The 15,567-nt window shown below is 66.6% G+C and carries 15 protein-coding genes and 2 pseudogenes; 10 read left to right on the top strand and 7 right to left on the bottom strand.

The genetic code is table 11. The annotated features are described in order from the left end of the window. Positions 1-535: DUF222 domain-containing protein (locus GOAMI_RS05780; RefSeq protein ID WP_006435476.1), on the bottom strand; the 535-nt coding region annotated here is incomplete at its 3' end. A 293-nt stretch (positions 536-828) separates the two neighbouring features. Between GOAMI_RS05780 and GOAMI_RS05775 the strand changes: the two genes are divergently transcribed. From GOAMI_RS05775 to GOAMI_RS05760, 4 genes and pseudogenes are all read left to right on the top strand, one after another. Then, a complete protein-coding gene (locus GOAMI_RS05775; RefSeq protein ID WP_006435475.1) occupies positions 829-1,341 on the top strand; it encodes a GbsR/MarR family transcriptional regulator in 513 nt (170 codons plus the stop codon). Then, positions 1,338-2,320, top strand: a pseudogene (locus GOAMI_RS05770) (ATP-binding cassette domain-containing protein). Before GOAMI_RS05775 ends, GOAMI_RS05770 begins: the two are co-directional and overlap by 4 nt. Next, positions 2,320-3,123: an ABC transporter permease gene (locus GOAMI_RS05765; protein ID WP_006435473.1), complete on the top strand. Its 804-nt coding sequence runs from the start codon at positions 2,320-2,322 to the stop codon at positions 3,121-3,123. The pseudogene GOAMI_RS05770 and the gene GOAMI_RS05765 overlap by 1 nt, the downstream one beginning before the upstream one ends. Positions 3,124-3,145: 22 nt before the next feature. Beyond that, entirely contained in the window at positions 3,146-3,772 is a 627-nt protein-coding gene (locus tag GOAMI_RS05760) for a GyrI-like domain-containing protein (protein ID WP_006435472.1), read from the top strand. Positions 3,773-3,805: 33 nt separating this feature from the next. Here the strand turns inward: GOAMI_RS05760 and GOAMI_RS05755 are convergent, their stop codons facing one another. Continuing rightward, positions 3,806-4,687: a helix-turn-helix domain-containing protein gene (locus GOAMI_RS05755; protein ID WP_006435471.1), complete on the bottom strand. Its 882-nt coding sequence runs from the start codon at positions 4,685-4,687 to the stop codon at positions 3,806-3,808. Between the two features lie 166 nt (positions 4,688-4,853). Between GOAMI_RS05755 and GOAMI_RS05750 the strand changes: the two genes are divergently transcribed. Further along, complete coding sequence (locus tag GOAMI_RS05750; RefSeq protein WP_006435470.1) at positions 4,854-5,708, top strand: SDR family NAD(P)-dependent oxidoreductase; 855 nt, start codon at positions 4,854-4,856, stop codon at positions 5,706-5,708. An 84-nt stretch (positions 5,709-5,792) separates the two neighbouring features. On the opposite strand, the gene GOAMI_RS05745 is transcribed toward GOAMI_RS05750, so the two are convergent. Next, positions 5,793-6,212: a DUF7715 family protein gene (locus GOAMI_RS05745; protein ID WP_006435469.1), complete on the bottom strand. Its 420-nt coding sequence runs from the start codon at positions 6,210-6,212 to the stop codon at positions 5,793-5,795. A gap of 274 nt (positions 6,213-6,486) precedes the next feature. Here GOAMI_RS05745 and poxB point away from each other — a divergent pair, with 274 nt between their 5' ends. Continuing rightward, on the top strand, positions 6,487-8,223 hold the full coding sequence (gene poxB, locus GOAMI_RS05740; protein ID WP_006435468.1) for a ubiquinone-dependent pyruvate dehydrogenase: 1,737 nt from the start codon (positions 6,487-6,489) through the stop codon (positions 8,221-8,223). A 5-nt stretch (positions 8,224-8,228) separates the two neighbouring features. On the opposite strand, the gene GOAMI_RS05735 is transcribed toward poxB, so the two are convergent. Beyond that, a complete protein-coding gene (locus tag GOAMI_RS05735; protein WP_006435467.1) occupies positions 8,229-8,870 on the bottom strand; it encodes an MBL fold metallo-hydrolase in 642 nt (213 codons plus the stop codon). Between the two features lie 139 nt (positions 8,871-9,009). Here GOAMI_RS05735 and GOAMI_RS05730 point away from each other — a divergent pair, with 139 nt between their 5' ends. The 4 genes from GOAMI_RS05730 (at position 9,010) to GOAMI_RS05715 (ending at position 12,053) form a co-directional block, all read left to right on the top strand. Beyond that, a complete protein-coding gene (locus GOAMI_RS05730) occupies positions 9,010-9,417 on the top strand; it encodes a DEAD/DEAH box helicase family protein (RefSeq protein ID WP_006435466.1) in 408 nt (135 codons plus the stop codon). 81 nt (positions 9,418-9,498) lie between these two features. Then, entirely contained in the window at positions 9,499-10,551 is a 1,053-nt protein-coding gene (locus GOAMI_RS05725; RefSeq protein WP_006435465.1) for a fused (3R)-hydroxyacyl-ACP dehydratase subunits HadA/HadB, read from the top strand. 25 nt (positions 10,552-10,576) lie between these two features. Further along, positions 10,577-10,975 carry an ArsR/SmtB family transcription factor gene (locus GOAMI_RS05720; protein WP_006435464.1) on the top strand — a complete coding sequence of 133 codons (399 nt, stop codon included), beginning with the start codon at positions 10,577-10,579 and terminating at the stop codon, positions 10,973-10,975. A 199-nt stretch (positions 10,976-11,174) separates the two neighbouring features. Then, positions 11,175-12,053 (top strand): cation diffusion facilitator family transporter, encoded by an 879-nt coding sequence (locus tag GOAMI_RS05715; RefSeq protein WP_006435462.1) that lies wholly within the window; start codon positions 11,175-11,177, stop codon positions 12,051-12,053. A gap of 116 nt (positions 12,054-12,169) precedes the next feature. On the opposite strand, the gene GOAMI_RS05710 is transcribed toward GOAMI_RS05715, so the two are convergent. The 3 genes and pseudogenes from GOAMI_RS05710 to GOAMI_RS05700 form a co-directional block, all read right to left on the bottom strand. Then, a complete protein-coding gene (locus tag GOAMI_RS05710; RefSeq protein ID WP_006435460.1) occupies positions 12,170-12,592 on the bottom strand; it encodes a nitroreductase family deazaflavin-dependent oxidoreductase in 423 nt (140 codons plus the stop codon). A 28-nt stretch (positions 12,593-12,620) separates the two neighbouring features. After that, a complete protein-coding gene (locus tag GOAMI_RS05705) occupies positions 12,621-14,096 on the bottom strand; it encodes a hypothetical protein (RefSeq protein WP_006435458.1) in 1,476 nt (491 codons plus the stop codon). 376 nt (positions 14,097-14,472) lie between these two features. Next, positions 14,473-15,440, bottom strand: a pseudogene (locus GOAMI_RS05700) (NtaA/DmoA family FMN-dependent monooxygenase); the annotation flags it as partial. Positions 15,441-15,567: the final 127 nt, after the last annotated feature.

Below are 15,567 nucleotides of genomic sequence, written 5' to 3'. Positions count from 1 at the left end.
GGCGTTCCCGGACCGCGTCGGGGTCGTGACGGAAGACCAGGCGATCAACCATGTCGCGCAGTCGCACCGTGGTCCACGCGCCCTTGCGGCTGCGCAGGATGCGTTCGATCTCGGTGTCGAGGTCGGCCATGATCGTGTCGTCGGAGATCAGGTCGGTGCGGGAGACGACGGTCTGGATCAACTGGCGTGAGAGGATGCCGTCGCGCAGGGTGGTCAACACCTTCGGCAGCCGCTCGCGCAGCGCGAGTGCTTCGCCGACCCACCGATCAGCCTGGTAGCGCGTGATGGCGTCTTCGCGGCACACCCGGGTCACCATCTCGGTGTAACGGTCGATGAAAAACCCACCAGTGCCGTTGACGACGAGCTGGTCGTAGACGATGGCGATCGACTGGTAACGAGACCAGGCCAGGTAGGCCTCGCCGTGGCGGACCGACCGTATCCGTTCCATATGGGTTGCGGTGTCGGATAACTCGGGGTGGGCAGGATCGACCCCGGCGAGAAACTCGGCCGGTAGATCGGTCCACTCACCTGACACGCTGCCCCCACAACGTCTACAGCCCAACCTGGATGGCTGAATCTGTTACCAACCAAGGTAGAACACCCCACCGACAAGAACAGATACTCATCCACAGACGGATGACTAAGGGGTTGTGCAGCAATGGGTTACGCGGGAATCGGTCCTTCCACTCCCAGACCTCATCTCGACGTTGCGACCTCGATCGAAGTCGCAACGTCGAAATGAAGTCTCGACCCAGACCGATTCCTCAGAACAATCCGACCAGATGACACACATTTGTGTTATCTCAGCATGCGCGCATACTGTGACGCATGGCACTCGACGCGCAACTGACTTTCGCCGATCACATGGCGCGATTCTGCGCGCGTCGCTACAGTTACCCGCCGATGGTCGGACGCGTCCTCGGTTATCTGGCGGTGTGCGATTCGCCTGCCCCGACGATCGCCGAGCTGAGCGACGCCCTGCTCGCGAGCCGCTCGGCGATCACCAATGCCATCGCCACGCTGGAATCCGTGGGCCAGGTGATGCGGACGCGAACCGCCGGGGAACGGATGGACCGCATCTCGATCGACATCACCTCGGCACGTGGCCTCGGCATGGACAATGCCGAATACGAAGAACTGGGGGCACTCGCACGAGAGGGACTCGACGTCCTTCGCGACGCACCTCCGGAGCGTCGCGCGGTCCTCAGCGAGATCGCGGCGTTCACCGAGTTCCTCACCAATCGGATCCCGGCGTTGTACGCCGAGTGGCAGAAGGAACGCGAGGTGTTGATCGCGGCCGGCGAGATCCCCGCTCCTCCGTCAGAAAGGCCGAGCGCATGACCCCCAGCCGCACCGCAGGCGCCGAGATCTGCATCCGCGACTCACGAAAAGCTATGGCGAGCAAAAGGTTCTGGATGGTATCGACCTGACCGTCCCGGCCGGGTCGGTGACCGCGCTGCTCGGCCCCAACGGTTCGGGCAAGACGACCACGGTGAGCATCGCCTCGACGCTGTTCCCGGCCGATTCCGGCACCGTGACCATCGACGGCCACGACACCGTGGCAGCGGCCCGCGCAGTCCGCTCGATGATCGGCGTCACCGGCCAGTATGTCGCCATCGACGACCTGTTCAGCGGCCGCGAGAATCTGACCCTGATGGCCGACCTCCGCCACCTCGGACGCGCCGCTGGTCGACGTCGTGCGGACGATCTGCTCGAGCAGTTCGATCTCGTGGGCGCTGCGGACCGTGCGGTGTCGACCTATTCCGGCGGTATGCGTCGCCGCCTCGACCTGGCGATGACGCTCGTCTCCACACCGCGCGTCATCTTCCTCGACGAGCCGACGACCGGACTCGACCCGCGCAGCCGACGGGTGCTGTGGGACATCATCACCGGCCTCGCCGCCGACGGGGTCACGATCTTCCTCACCACCCAGTACCTCGAGGAGGCCGACCAGCTCGCCGACCGCATCGCGGTGCTCGACCACGGTCACATCGTCGCCGAGGGCACCGCGGCCGAACTGAAGAAGCGGGTGCACGATTCCGAGGTGCGCCTCACGTTCGCCGACGACGACGCCTTCGACTCCGCCCGGCGGCTACTCCCCTCCGCCCGTCCGATCGTCGAGTCCCGTCGGCTCGACATCGCCACCGACGACACCGTGTCCACCATCCGCACGACGCTCAACCTCCTCGACGCCGCCGACGTCGAGGTGGCCGACGTCCACGTCCACACCGCAACCCTCGACGACGTGTTCTTCGCCCTCACCGGGTCGGCACCGGCAGAAGCCGTCGAGAACGACAGCAACACCTCGGGAGCCGCGTGATGACCGCGTTGACCTACACCGTGACCGACTCGCGGGTCATGCTGCGCCGCAATCTCCGACGGCTCGTCAAGTACCCGTCGTTGACCATCATGCTGGTCGGCCTGCCGGTCGTGTTCCTGCTGCTGTTCGTCTTCGTCTTCGGCGGCCAGCTCGGTGCCGGGATGACCACATCCACCGGAGCCACCGGCCGCGCCGCGTACCTCGACTACGTCGTCCCCGGCATCATCCTCGTCACAATCGCGTCCGCGGTGCAGGGATCGGCGATCGTGGTCGCGATGGACATGACATCGGGGATCATCAACCGGTTCCGCACCATGGACATCGGACGATCCTCCGTGCTCGTCGGGCATGTCCTCGCCAGCCTCATCCAGGCCTTGTTCAGCATCGCGATCGTACTCGCGGTGGCGATCGCCCTCGGCTTCCGCCCCACCGTGGACCCCCTCGGATGGCTTGGCGCACTGGGTATCACGGTCATGTTCTCGGTCGCCCTGATCTGGCTGGCGATCTACCTGGGCCTCGCCGCGGACACCGTGGAGACCGCCAGCAACTCGCCGATGTTCCTGACGATCATGCCGTTTCTCAGCACCGGTTTCGTTCCCGCCGAGTCCCTGCCCGTCGGGGTCAGGCAATTCGCCGAGTACCAGCCGTTCACCCCGGTCATCGAGGTCCTCCGTGGAGCTCTCACCGCCGCAACGGTTCCCACCGGCAGCGTGATCGCGGCAATTGCCTGGAGCCTGGGCATCGGCGCGGTATCCTACGGACTCGCCCTGCGCACCTATGAACGGCGAGCCATCACCTCCTAGCCGACAACCGGAGCGGAACCCTGTGAGCGACAAGGTCGACTTCAAGAAGACACTCGACTGCTATCAGGCCAGACGCGGCGAGTTCCGCATCCTCGAAGTCCCCTCCATGCGATACCTGATGATCGACGGCCAGGGCGACCCCAACGACTCCTCCGACTTCGCCGCTGCGATCGAGACCCTGTATCCGGTCGCCTACAAGCTCAAGTTCGCCAGCAGCCGCGGACTCGGTCGCGACTATGTGGTGCCGCCCCTGGAAGGCCGGTGGTGGGCCGAGGACATGGAGGTGTTCACCGGGGCGCGCGACAAGACCAGGTGGAGCTGGACACTCATGATCATGGTTCCGCCGTGGCTGCCCGACGACATGATCGCCTCGGTGATCGAGACGGTCGGCACGAAGAAGCCACCGCCCCGGCTCGACGACCTTCGCACCGCGACCCTCGACGAGGGACTCTGCGTGCAGACCCTGCACCTCGGTTCCTTCGACGACGAGGCACCCGTCCTGAACCGCATGCACGAGGAGTTCATCCCCTCCAATGACCTGCGCATGAGTGGGCACCACCATGAGATCTACTTCAGCGACTTCCGCAAGGTGGCACCGACGAAACTCCGCACGATCCTGCGTCAGCCGGTCGAGAGGACTCACCGGTAGGGATGCCGGCCGACGCCGCCGCACGAGTTCCCTTCAGCTGTCCGACGATTCGGACTCAGGTTCCCGAACCGGCTGACTCCAGCTCGCCAGGATCGAGATCGCCTCGCGGGACGCCGATCCCGGCTCCGTCGTGTAGAGATACAGGGCCTGCTCGTTGTCCCCGGGCAGCACGAAGGTCTCGTACTCGACAGTGAGTTCGCCGACGACGGGGTGCACGAGCCGCTTGGACCCGAAGGTCCGCTGGTGGACCTGATGCTCCGACCACCACTGCCGGAACTCCGGACTGGCCACCGACAGCTCCCCGACCAGTTCGATGACGTCGCGGTCCTCCGGGGATCGCCCGGCCTCGAGTCGCAGACTCTCGACGGCGTTGCGGGCCTGCGCTTCCCAGTCGACGAAGAGGTCGCGCGCATCATCGGAGAGCAGCATCCAGCGCGCGTAGTTCCGCTCGCGGCCCGGCATGCGTTCGAAGTCGGCGAACAACGCACGAGTCATCCGGTTCGCGGCCAGGACCTCGGTCCGACGGCCCAGAACCAGCGCGGGATGCGCGTGGAGCGAATCCAGGAGTTGACGCAATCCGGGTCGCACCCGCTGCACCGCCGACCGCGAACGTGCGACCACCCGCGGCGTCCGAGCCGCCGAGACGAGGTCGTGCAGATGGGTGCGTCCCACGTCATCGAGCCCGAGGGCACGCGAGATCGCCTCGATGACCTGTGTCGACGGCACGATGCGCCGACCTTGTTCCAACCGCGTGTAATAGTCGGTGGACACCCCGGCCAGCAGCGCCACCTCTTCGCGTCGCAGGCCCTTGACGCGGCGAACCCGCCCATCGTCGGCGAGTCCGGCCTCCTGCGGATCGCGTGCCGCCCGAGCGCGCCGGAGGAAATCCGCGAGTTCTCGATTCAGATCGGCCATGACCACCATCATGCGCGCCCGACGCGGTCCGTACCTGGGTCTTACAGTCCTAGGTTGCCCGGTCCTGGGTGCGGGACGGTCAGTTATGGCGTCCCGCAGGGCCTTTCGATGCGCGAATCTGGTGTCACCGGTTCGGGAGTCGGGCCGGATCCCACAGGAGGCAATCATGAACCACCCCACCGATCGTCCGGCAACCTGGTTCGTCACCGGCGCTTCGCGCGGTCTCGGCCTGGAACTGGTCATCCAGCTGTTGCGGCGCGGCGACAACGTCGCGGCCACCACCCGATCTGCAGGTCGTCTGACCGAAGCACTGGCCGATGTCGACACGAGTCGCCTGCTCCCACTGGAGGTGTCGCTCGCCGACGAGGCCGACGTCAAGGCCGCGGTCGCGGCGACCGAGGGTCGGTTCGGCGGAATCGACGTGGTGGTCAACAACGCCGGCTACGGCTTCCTCGCCGCGGTCGAGGAGGTCACCGACACCGAGGCCCGCGAGATGTTCGACGTCCAGATCTTCGGGGTCTGGAATGTCCTGCGGGCGGCCCTGCCCCAGATGCGGGCACGCCGCAGCGGTCACATCATCAACGTGTCCTCGATCCTCGGTCTGACGACATTCCCCGGCTGGGGCCTGTACTGCGCCGGCAAGTTCGCGCTCGAAGGCCTGACCGAGTCGCTGGCCGCCGAGGTCGCCGACTTCGGCATCGCCGTCAATCTGATCGAACCCGGCTACATGCGGACCGACTTCCTGCGGCCCACCTCGCTGGGTCTGCCGGAGTCCACGGTCGACGCCTACCCCGCCATCCGCGAGATGACCCAGGCACACCAGGCCATGCCCGGCACCCAGCTCGGCGATCCCGCCCGCGCCGCGTCGGCGATCATCACCGTCGCCGTCGAGGGCGACGCACCGATGCACCAGCTCCTGGGGTCGGATTCGCTCGAGTTCGCCGACGCCCGGCTCGAGGCGCTCCGCGCAGACTTCGACGCGGCGAAGGCACTCGCGGTGACCTCGGATCACCAGGGCTGAGTCCGTGCGGTGCCGCTTCGGTGGTGCGACCTCGATCGAAGTCGCACCACCGAACGCCCTCTGCCGGTGAGGATGCCGGACGATTCAGCCCGCCACGGCGTACTCCCACGCGTCGGCTCTGCGGTTGTACGCGACCCGGATGATGGTCCCGGGATCGAGCTGCGCAGCCAGCACCAGCGTCGGCACCAGTAGCTCGAGGGCGTATGCCGCGGCCGGATCGGTCGAATCGCCGGCGTCTGCGTCAGCCCTCAGCAGTTCCGCCCATCCCGCGGACTCGAGATATCCAAAAGTGGCTGCCGTGAGGTCCTCGACGGTGAGATCCAGATCGCGGACCATGATCGTCGTGGTGGCCTGGTGGGAGTTGAGCCCACCGAACGCGCGGTCGCACCCGCAGGTCCGGGAATCGCACACCACCCACGACGGCAGCACGATCTCGCCTTCGACGGCGTGGCAGAAGTCATCGTGCCGGGTGGCACCGGATGCGGTGGCGGTCAGAACTTTCATGAGCGACTCCGATGTGTCGAACCACCTCGCTGAACGCGAGGCCCACGCCGCCCGGCGTGGTACGACCCACGGTGACGAACGGCCCCGACAATCAGCGCCGTGGTCGACGACGCCATCCACAGCCCGGCCACGCATCCACAAGTCACTGCTTCACCCGCCGGAAGTCAGCCGTCCGTCGCCGAGGACGCCCACGGGCGCGAGAGTCCGACCAAGCCGGTCCCGCCCGTGTCGCGTCTATAGTCGGGTGCACACCGACTCGACCGAACGGATCACCATGCCGACAACAGTCGCCGAGAGGATCGTCGAAGAGCTCGAACGTGCGGGGGTGCAACGCGTATACGGACTCCCGGGTGATTCGCTGAACGGCTTCACCGACGCTCTCCGCACCCGCGAGGCCATCACCTGGCAACACGTCCGGCACGAGGAGGCAGCTGCGTTCGCAGCCTCCGCCGAAGCCGCACTCACCGGCGAACTCGCCGTGTGCGTGGGCAGTTGCGGCCCCGGCAATCTCCACCTGATCAACGGGCTCTTCGACGCTCACCGCAGCCGCGTGCCGGTTCTCGCGATCGCGGCCCACATCCCCGGACCCGAGATCGGCAGCGGCTACTTCCAGGAAACCCATCCCGAACAGCTCTTCCGCGAGTGCAGCGCCTTCTGCGAGATGGTCAGCACCACCGAGCAGATGCCCCGACTGCTCGACGTCGCATTGCGCACGGCGGTCGAACGACGCGACGTGGCCGTTCTGGTGATCCCCGGTGAACTGTTCCTCAAACCGTGCCCCAAACGTCGTGCGGGCGCCCCGATCCGGCAGGTACCGCGGGTGGTCCGTCCCACCGACGCGGAGTTGACCCGCACCGCAGACACTCTGAACGCCGCTCGGCGGGTAACGATCCTCGCGGGCGCCGGTGTCCAGGGCTCGCATGACGAGGTCGTCGGACTCGCCCGCGCGTTGCAGGCACCGATCGTGCATGCGTTGCGCGGCAAGGAGTTCATCGAATACGACAATCCCTACGACGTGGGCATGACCGGGCTGCTCGGCTTTTCGTCGGGGTATCGCGCGATCGAGAAGTGCGACACCCTCCTCATGCTGGGGAGCGACTTCCCGTATCCGCAGTTCTATCCGTCCAAGGCGACCATCATCCAGGTCGACATCCGTGGCGAACAGATCGGTCGACGCTGTCCGGTCGACGTGCCGCTGGTCGGCGATGTCGGCGACACGGTGCGCGCGCTGCTCCCGCTGATCTCGGCCGACCGCGATCCCGAACACCTGACGACCTCACTCGCCCACTACACGAAGGCGCGTCGACGCCTGGACGACCTGGCCGACAACGACCGCAACCGGTCCCCGATCCACCCTCAGTACCTCACCCGGCTCATCAGCGAAAAGGCAAGCGCGGACGCCGTCTTCATCCCCGACGTCGGTTCGCCCGTCGTGTGGGCCGCGCGGTACCTGACCATGAACGGATCCCGCCGACTGATCGGCTCGTTCACCCACGGGTCGATGGCGAATGCGGTCTCGCAGGCGATCGGCGCGCAGACGGCATTCCCTCGGCGACATGTCATCGCACTGGCCGGCGACGGCGGGCTGGCGATGCTGCTCGGGGAGTTGCTCACCATCACCCAGAACGAACTGCCGGTGAAGATCGTCGTCTTCAACAACTCGTCGCTGAACTTCGTCGAGGTGGAGATGAAGGCAGCCGGATTCGTCAACTACGGCACGGATCTGGAGAACCCCGACTTCGCGAAGCTCGCCGAATCCGTCGGCATCCGCGGACGCAAGATCGAGCAGGCCGACGACCTCGCCGGCGCCGTCGACGAATTCCTCGCCCACGACGGCCCGGCGCTGCTCGACGTGACGACGGCCCGCCAGGAACTGTCGATCCCACCGACCATCACCGCCGCCCAGGCCAAGGGCTTCACCCTTTACGCCCTGCGCACCGTGCTGTCCGGTCGTGGGGACGAACTGGTCGATCTGGCGGAGACCAACGTCTTCCGGCGGCTGTTCGACTGACCGCCCTACCGCTGCGCGGCCGAGAGTCCGGTGAGAGCTTGATCGATGTGATTCGGCCATTCCTGGGCGACAACGTGATTCACCGCTGAATCCCCGGCGTACGCACTCGAGATCACCACGTCGGGGGTCAGGGTCGCCAGCAGACGCAGGCTCTCCGCAAGAGTGTGTGCGTTGCTGAAACTCGGCAGGTATCCGGCCGTCCACTCGCCGGATTCGCTCAGGTACAGGGTGTCCCCGGTGAACAGGTACCGGAGGCCGATGGCACCCGGCACGAGGTAGCACGTGCTGCCTGGTGTGTGTCCGGGTGTCGGGATCACCTCGACACCGTTGTCGTCGACGTACCTTTCGGCGAGCGCTATGTCCACGCGCGCATACCGGCCGATCCGGCCGACCTCGGGGGCGGGAGCGTGCAGCGTCGCCCCGAACCGGTCTTCGATGCGGCCGAGCATCGGTCCGGCCTCATCGTGATGGGACAGGTACTGGTCGTCGACGCCACCCAACTTCTCCACGTCGTCGAACTCGGCGTCGGACGCCACCGAGTAGAACAACGCGTTGCGGTGCGACGTCCACAGGTAGGCATGCGTGGTGAGGCCGGGGAATGGATTGTCGGTGGCGGTCTCCCAGAGGTCGGGTAGCACCTGTCGCATCGGGTTCTCCTCGGTGAGGGCGGTCACTTCCACCCACGATGCAACTTCAAGTGGACTCGAGGTCAAGGAGGCGACGTGCACACTCGACACGACGAGTGATACACATGAGGGAATTCGTCTCAGTATTTTGGGGGTTTCCGTGTCCGCAGTGCTGTCGGGTCGCTCGACCGACGACGCTCCCGCCTTCCCGAGCGGTGTCACCTACGACGCCGCGATGTCCAGCCGCCGACTGCAGCGCGCACGCGCCCTTGTCCGGCGAGCGACGGGTAAGGACCTCTACCCCGAGCCCGAGCGCCTGCGCACCTTCGCCGAGGACATGTTCCGCACCGACCCGGTGGCCGAGCGGTTCGTCGACGAGGTCTACTGCACGCTCGGCCTCCTGTTGCGACTGCCCGCCGTGACGCTCGTCGAGACACTGCGCCGGGTCTCCCCGACGTTCCGCCGACTGCACGAGAAGGTGATGTGTCGCCACCGGGAGAATTGGCACCGATGGCAGTCCTCGGGACGCCCGGCGGAGTTCGCGCACGGCAAGGGGCTGCGACGCTGACGTCCACGCGGTGTCGTCGAGCGCGGGACCGGAGGATGCCACGGTTTTGCCTGCGGAACCCGCGCGATTAGCGTTGTCGAAATGACCCAACCCCCCATCACGGAACCGACGGCAGCCGGTGAGGCGCCCGACCTCGAGACGCGCGTCGGCCACTACTACGTCCTCGACGGCTCCTACGAGGTGGGGCGCGAGAAGGTCCGCGAATACGCCCGCGCGGTCCAGGACTACCACCCTGCCCACTGGGAGCCGGAAGCCGCTGCCGGCCTTGGATACTCGGGACTCGTCGCACCGCTGACATTCACCTCCATCCCGGCGATGGCCGCGAACCGGGAGCTGTTCGAGTCCGTGATCGTCGGCTACGACACCTACGTGCAGACCGAGCAGGTCTTCGAGCAGCACCGGCCGATCGTGGCCGGGGACGAGCTCGTCACCGACGTCGAACTGTCGAGCGTGCGCAAGGTCGCCGGCCGCGAGCTGATCACCGTGACCAACACCATGACCGACGCCGCCGGCGAGAAGGTGCACACGATGCACACCACGGTTGTCGGGGTCACCGCCGACGAGGTCGATCCGACTCTCGGCCCCGCGGTGCGCAAGGTGATGATGCACGACGTCAACATCTTCAGCCACGAGGACACCCACCACCTGTACGAGAAGACCGTCCGGCCCGAGGGTGAGATCCGCGTCGCCGACGGCGCGACCCGTCCGTCCGGCGCGCGCTCCTTCGACGAGCTCTCGGTGGGCGACGAACTGCCGATGCACACCGTCCGCATCTCCCGCGGCGACCTGGTCAACTACGGCGGTGTCGCCGGCGACGCCAACCCCATCCACTGGGACGAGTCGGTCGCCAAGCTCGCGGGTCTGCCCGACGTCATCGCCCACGGGATGCTCACAATGGGTCTCGGCGCGGCCTTCGTCGCCTCGTGGTCCGGCGATCCCGGCGCGGTCACCCGCTACTCGGTGCGGCTCTCCCAGACGGTTCCCGTCTCGGCGTCCGACGGCGGCGAGATCGAATTCAGCGGACGCATCAAGTCGCTGGACCCCGAGACCAGGTCCGGTGTCGTCATCATCGTCGCGAAATCGGGTGGCCGGAAGGTGTTCGGTCTCGCGACCATGAACATCCGTTTCGCCTGACCGGCCAGAGCGCTACTATCTGCATATGAATGCAGATAAGCATTCACCGGTCGCGCGCTCTCCCATCGCGGAGGATCAGGTGCGGCTGGTGGTCGAGGTCTTCCGGATGCTTGCCGACCCGACCCGCATCCAACTGCTGTGGGCACTGTCCGACACCGAGATGTCGGTCAGTGAACTCGCGGACGCGGTCGGCAAGCCCGGGCCCTCCGTGTCGCAGCATCTCGCCAAGCTCCGGATGGCGCGGCTCGTCCGCACCCGCCGCGCCGGGACCACGATCTTCTACAGTCTCGAGAACGAGCACGTTCAGCGTCTCGTCACCGATGCGGTGTTCAACGCCGAACACGCCGGCCCGGGTGTACCCCCACACCATCGCGGCGATCCCGCACTTCGCGCCGTCGATCCGGGACCGGCCCGGGAGGCGTGAGCGATGACGCATCTGCCTCGCGCCCCCCCATCGGCACAACCACCCTGACGGTCACGCGCACCGCCATCCGCATCACCACGGCCATACGCACCGGCACGGCTTCCGGGGAATCGTCGCCGAGATCTTCGCGCCGCATTCCCACGACGCGGCCGACATCGTCGACTCCGCACTGGAGTCCTCGAAGGCAGGCATCCGCGCAGTGAAGATCAGCCTGCTGGTCCTCGGCGTCACCGCTGTCGCACAGGCCGGGATCGTCGCCGCATCGGGCTCGATCGCGCTGGCCGCCGACACGATTCACAACTTCTCCGACGCCCTCACCGCGGTACCGCTCTGGATCGCTTTCGCCCTGGGCACCCGGTCGGCCACGCGGCGCTACACCTACGGGTTCGGACGCGTCGAGGACCTGGCCGGACTGTTCGTCGTCGCGATGATCGCCCTGTCCGCGTTCATCGCCGGATACGAGGCCGTGGGACGGCTCCTCGATCCCCGACCCATCGAACACGTCGGGTGGGTGGCGCTGGCCGGTCTCGTCGGCTTCATCGGCAACGAGTGGGTGGCGCTGTACCGCATTCGAGTCGGCAGACGCATCGGTTCGGCCGCCCTCGTCGCCGACGGACTCCACGCGCGCACAGACGGTTTCACGTCCCTCGCGGTGCTGCTCAGCGCGGGCGGCGTGGCTGTCGGGATTCCGCTCGCCGATCCGATCGTCGGGCTGCTGATCACCGTCGCCATCCTCGCGGTTCTGCGCACCGCGGTGCGCGACGTCTTCCGCCGTCTGCTCGACGGCGTGGATCCCGACCTCGTCGAGACCGCCGAGAAGACCCTCGCCGAGCGTCCGGGGGTACTGGCCGTCCGCAGCATTCGCATGCGCTGGATCGGACATCGCCTCCATGCCGACGCCGAACTGGACGTCGATCCGAACCTACTGCTCACCGAGGCGCACACCATCGCGCACGACGCCGAACACGAACTGACCCATGCCGTTCCGAAGCTCGCCAGTGCGCTGATCCACGCTTATCCCGCACACGGGGATCATCCCCACGGGCAGCAGGAACACACGGTCAACAGCCGCGCTTGATGACGAAGCACGGCCGCAGATGACCCGCTGGTGGACATCGGGCGCCACTCGGTGGCCACAACATCAGAGCCCCCGACCGAAGTCGAGGGCTCTGATGCCTGCGGGCTGCAGATGGATCACTCCAGGATGAAGACCGGGATCTCACGGTCGGTCTTGGTCTGGTACTCCCCGTAGGGAGGGAAAGCCGCGACGGCGAGCTCCCACCAGTGAGCGCGCTCGTCGCCGCTGATCTCACGCGCGGTCAGTTCCTTGATCTCGGAACCGTCCTGCACGGTGACCTGCGGATTGGCCTTGACGTTGAAGTACCAGGCCGGATGCTCCGGTGCACCGCCTTTGGAGGCGACCATCGCGTACTTGCCGTTCTCCTCCACGCGCATGAGCGGCACGTAGCGCTTCTTGCCGGACTTCGCGCCGGTGGTGGTGAACAGCACGATCGGACGATCCTGGACCAGCACACCCTCGGTGGTGCCCTGCTCCAGGATCTTCTCGGTCTGCTCGCGGACCCAGCCTTCAGGACTCAATTCTGCGTTGACACTCATGGCCGCAAGAACACTCCGACACCCGTACCTATTCCGCCGTCCGCCGATCGCCACCCTCTTCGGCGACAGTCTCCGTTGCTGCTCCCGCTCCGGACGCCGGTCGCGACCCGTCGGCAGTCGTCACCTTCGTCTCGCCGGTGGACGATCCGTCGTCCACGACCGTCTTCAGGTCCGAACCGGCGGAATCCGGCGCCGGCTCCTTCTCCGTGGTCGAGGAGTCCGACACCGCCGGCACATCCCCGATCGGGTCAGCACCGGGAGTCGTGTCGTCGGACTGTTCTCCGCCGGGACCCGAGGGCGATCCGCCGTGCTCGCCGCTGGGGGCGGGGCCGGGATCGATGGGCTGGGTGTCCTCGATGATTCCCGGGTCGGCACCCGGCTTCGTCGTGGTGCCTTGATCGTTCCCCGAACCACCGCCGGAACCGGGGTCCGTGGGTGTACCCGTGACGGGCGGGACGACGTGGGGTCCGAGCGTCAGGGTCGTCGCCGGAAGTGTGACACCCCATGGCAGGGTGAAGCTTCCGGTTCGAATCGTCGGGGTGAGGTCGGCGCGATCGGTCGGCACACCCAATCGGATCTGCGGCACACTGAGGTAGTTGACGTATGTGTCACCGCCCACGGTCACGACGGGGAAGAGAACGATCGTGCTTCCCAGCCAGTCCAGTGTGATCGCTCCCGGCCCATACACCGGGTCGGCGACATTCGAAGCGCTGCCGCCGACGGTGACGGGTGCGAACCCATAGCTCGAGGTGACCGCGATCCGGTGGGTTCCGGCCGACTGACCGAGGGTGACCCGAACGAAGTCCTTCGTCAACGCTGTCGCGCTGCCTCCCCCGAGCACCACGTCGTCGAGGATGTCCTCCGGCGACCGGTCGCCGGTGAGGAGCGTCCCGGGATTCGTCAGGCCGAACTGGATCTCCTTCTTCAGCCGGTCGTAACGAAAGTCGAATGCGCCCAGAACGTTTGTGCACGCACCAGCCGAGGACGAGGTCGCTATCGCGAGGGCGCCGAAGCAGGTGACCGACCCGGTGTCGTCGGCAGACGCCGTCGCGACGCCCAACCCCAGGACGGCGAGGGCGAAGGCGACGTCACCGGCGCTCGAAGACGAGGCTCCGGCGACAGAGCCCGGGAGGAATGCGAATGACGCCCCGTCACCCTGCGCGTCCGGGTGGTTGAGCACGGTGCCGCCGAGGACTCCCTGCGAAACGATCTGGATGCCCCGGTCATCGATCGTGACGCCGACCTCGTTGAGCGCTCGCAGCATCGCCGTGAGGACGCGGCTCTCATAGGCGAAGGTGATCTCGGACGGGTGAGGAAAGGACACGACCGGAGGATTTGACGGGAACGACACCACCGGAGGGTTGGGTGGGAACGACACCACCGGATTGACCGTCGCCTGCGCACCGCCGAAGGCGACGCCGGCCGTCATGGCCGCCGCTGCCATCACCGACGCCGAACCGGTGGCGATCTTCTTGCGGCGTTTGCTCCGTCTCCGAGCAGTCATGAGACAGCCTTTCTCTGTACAGGAAATGCGCACGAGGGATTCTTCGGCTTCCCGACCAAAGCACTGCCAGAGATATACCGGAACAGAGCGAACCGGACATCAACCACACCGGGCTCGCGACTCAGTTGGCCCGATAGTGACGGTTGGTCCCACGCGCACCACCAGCACCATGCGCGTTCCGGCCCTCGACGGCTGTGCCGCCGGCGCGGTTCCGAACGGCGCGGCCTCGCTTCGATGGGAGCGCGCCGAGGCGTTCAGGCGATGAGCTCACCGCCGTCGACGGCGCCGACGACGTCGTGGCCTTCACGGACCCGGCGTCAACCGCTCCGGTGGCGAACGACGGCCCGTTCCTTCAGCTCTACCTACAGGCACTGATCGTCTGGATCTCACCGACCGGGGTATCGAGGTCGTCGTGACCGAAGTCGATGCCGATGGACCCCGACATGTGCGCGAGATGTCTGTCGTGGTCGATCCACTCGTCGAGTTCCGCGGCGACGCGTGCCGCTTCGGCCTCTGTCGAGGTCGGCACGACGTACAGCCCCTGAAAGAACTTCAGGTCCTCCGCGCGGCGGCCGACCGCCACCGCCCGCTGCCGGATGTCGGTCGTGTCTCTTAGTGCGCCTTGGCGATTCGCACTGGCGAGGAACACCGCCTCGGCATTGCTCGCCGCGAACCCGCGGCCCGCCTCGGACGCGCCGGGCTGGAAGAGAAATGGGGTGCGCTGGGGCTGGGTGACACGAGGTGCGGCCCCTCGACCCGGTACCGCTCCCCCACATAGTTGATGCGGTGGACCTTGTCGTAATCGGCGTGGACACCGCGCTCACGGTCCTGGAGTAGCGCGTCGTCCTCCCAGCTGCCCTCCCACAGCTTGTAGGCGACGTCCACGTACTCGTCGGCCCACGCATAACGAGCGTCGTGCGCCGTGAGACCTTCGAGTCCGAAGTTGCGGCTGGCATTCGGCAGGTAGTTCGTGACGATGTTCCACGCGATGCGGCCCTTCGTCGCGTGATCGAGGGTCGAGATCCGGCGGGCGAAATTGAACGGATGCTCCTGCAGGATGCTCGCGGTGAAGGCGATTCCGAGATGCTCTGTAGCGTAGGCGATCGCACTGGCCAACACACTCGGGTCGTTGCTCGGGACCTGCAGACCGGCTTCGAAGTACTTCCGTTCGTCACCGCGGTACGGCGCATAGAGACCGACGACGTCGGCGAAGAAGATGGCGTCGAACTTCCCGCGCTCGAGCGTCTTCGCGAGGTTCACCCAGTGATCGAGATCGTTGAAGTCGGCCGACCGCGACGACGGGCGACGCCACGTGCCCTGGACGATGTGGCTGGTCGTGTTCATGACGAACGCGGCGAAATGGAGCGGACGGGCGGCTTCTTCAGACACGAGTGCGACTTCTTTCACAGAACGAGGGACGTGAATGGGACTGCTGCACCCTAGGTCTGCCGGGATCAGCGGGACACGATTG

Source organism: Gordonia amicalis NBRC 100051 = JCM 11271 (assembly GCF_000332995.1).
Lineage (GTDB): Bacteria > Actinomycetota > Actinomycetes > Mycobacteriales > Mycobacteriaceae > Gordonia > Gordonia amicalis.
Note: the sequence above shows the minus strand (reverse complement) of the source record. Positions and strands in the feature narration are given on the sequence as shown.

Bases quoted from the DNA above. Each gene is read 5' to 3' on its own strand.
- GOAMI_RS05775 (WP_006435475.1), top strand. From the start codon at position 829: ATGGCACTCGACGCGCAACTGACTTTCGCCGATCACATGGCGCGATTC.
- GOAMI_RS05765 (WP_006435473.1), top strand. From the start codon at position 2,320: ATGACCGCGTTGACCTACACCGTGACCGACTCGCGGGTCATGCTGCGC.
- GOAMI_RS05755 (WP_006435471.1), bottom strand. From the start codon at position 4,687: ATGGCCGATCTGAATCGAGAACTCGCGGATTTCCTCCGGCGCGCTCGG.
- GOAMI_RS05750 (WP_006435470.1), top strand. From the start codon at position 4,854: ATGAACCACCCCACCGATCGTCCGGCAACCTGGTTCGTCACCGGCGCT.
- GOAMI_RS05745 (WP_006435469.1), bottom strand. From the start codon at position 6,212: ATGAAAGTTCTGACCGCCACCGCATCCGGTGCCACCCGGCACGATGAC.
- poxB (WP_006435468.1), top strand. From the start codon at position 6,487: ATGCCGACAACAGTCGCCGAGAGGATCGTCGAAGAGCTCGAACGTGCG.
- GOAMI_RS05735 (WP_006435467.1), bottom strand. From the start codon at position 8,870: ATGCGACAGGTGCTACCCGACCTCTGGGAGACCGCCACCGACAATCCA.
- GOAMI_RS05725 (WP_006435465.1), top strand. From the start codon at position 9,499: ATGACCCAACCCCCCATCACGGAACCGACGGCAGCCGGTGAGGCGCCC.
- GOAMI_RS05720 (WP_006435464.1), top strand. From the start codon at position 10,577: ATGAATGCAGATAAGCATTCACCGGTCGCGCGCTCTCCCATCGCGGAG.
- GOAMI_RS05710 (WP_006435460.1), bottom strand. From the start codon at position 12,592: ATGAGTGTCAACGCAGAATTGAGTCCTGAAGGCTGGGTCCGCGAGCAG.
- GOAMI_RS05705 (WP_006435458.1), bottom strand. From the start codon at position 14,096: ATGACTGCTCGGAGACGGAGCAAACGCCGCAAGAAGATCGCCACCGGT.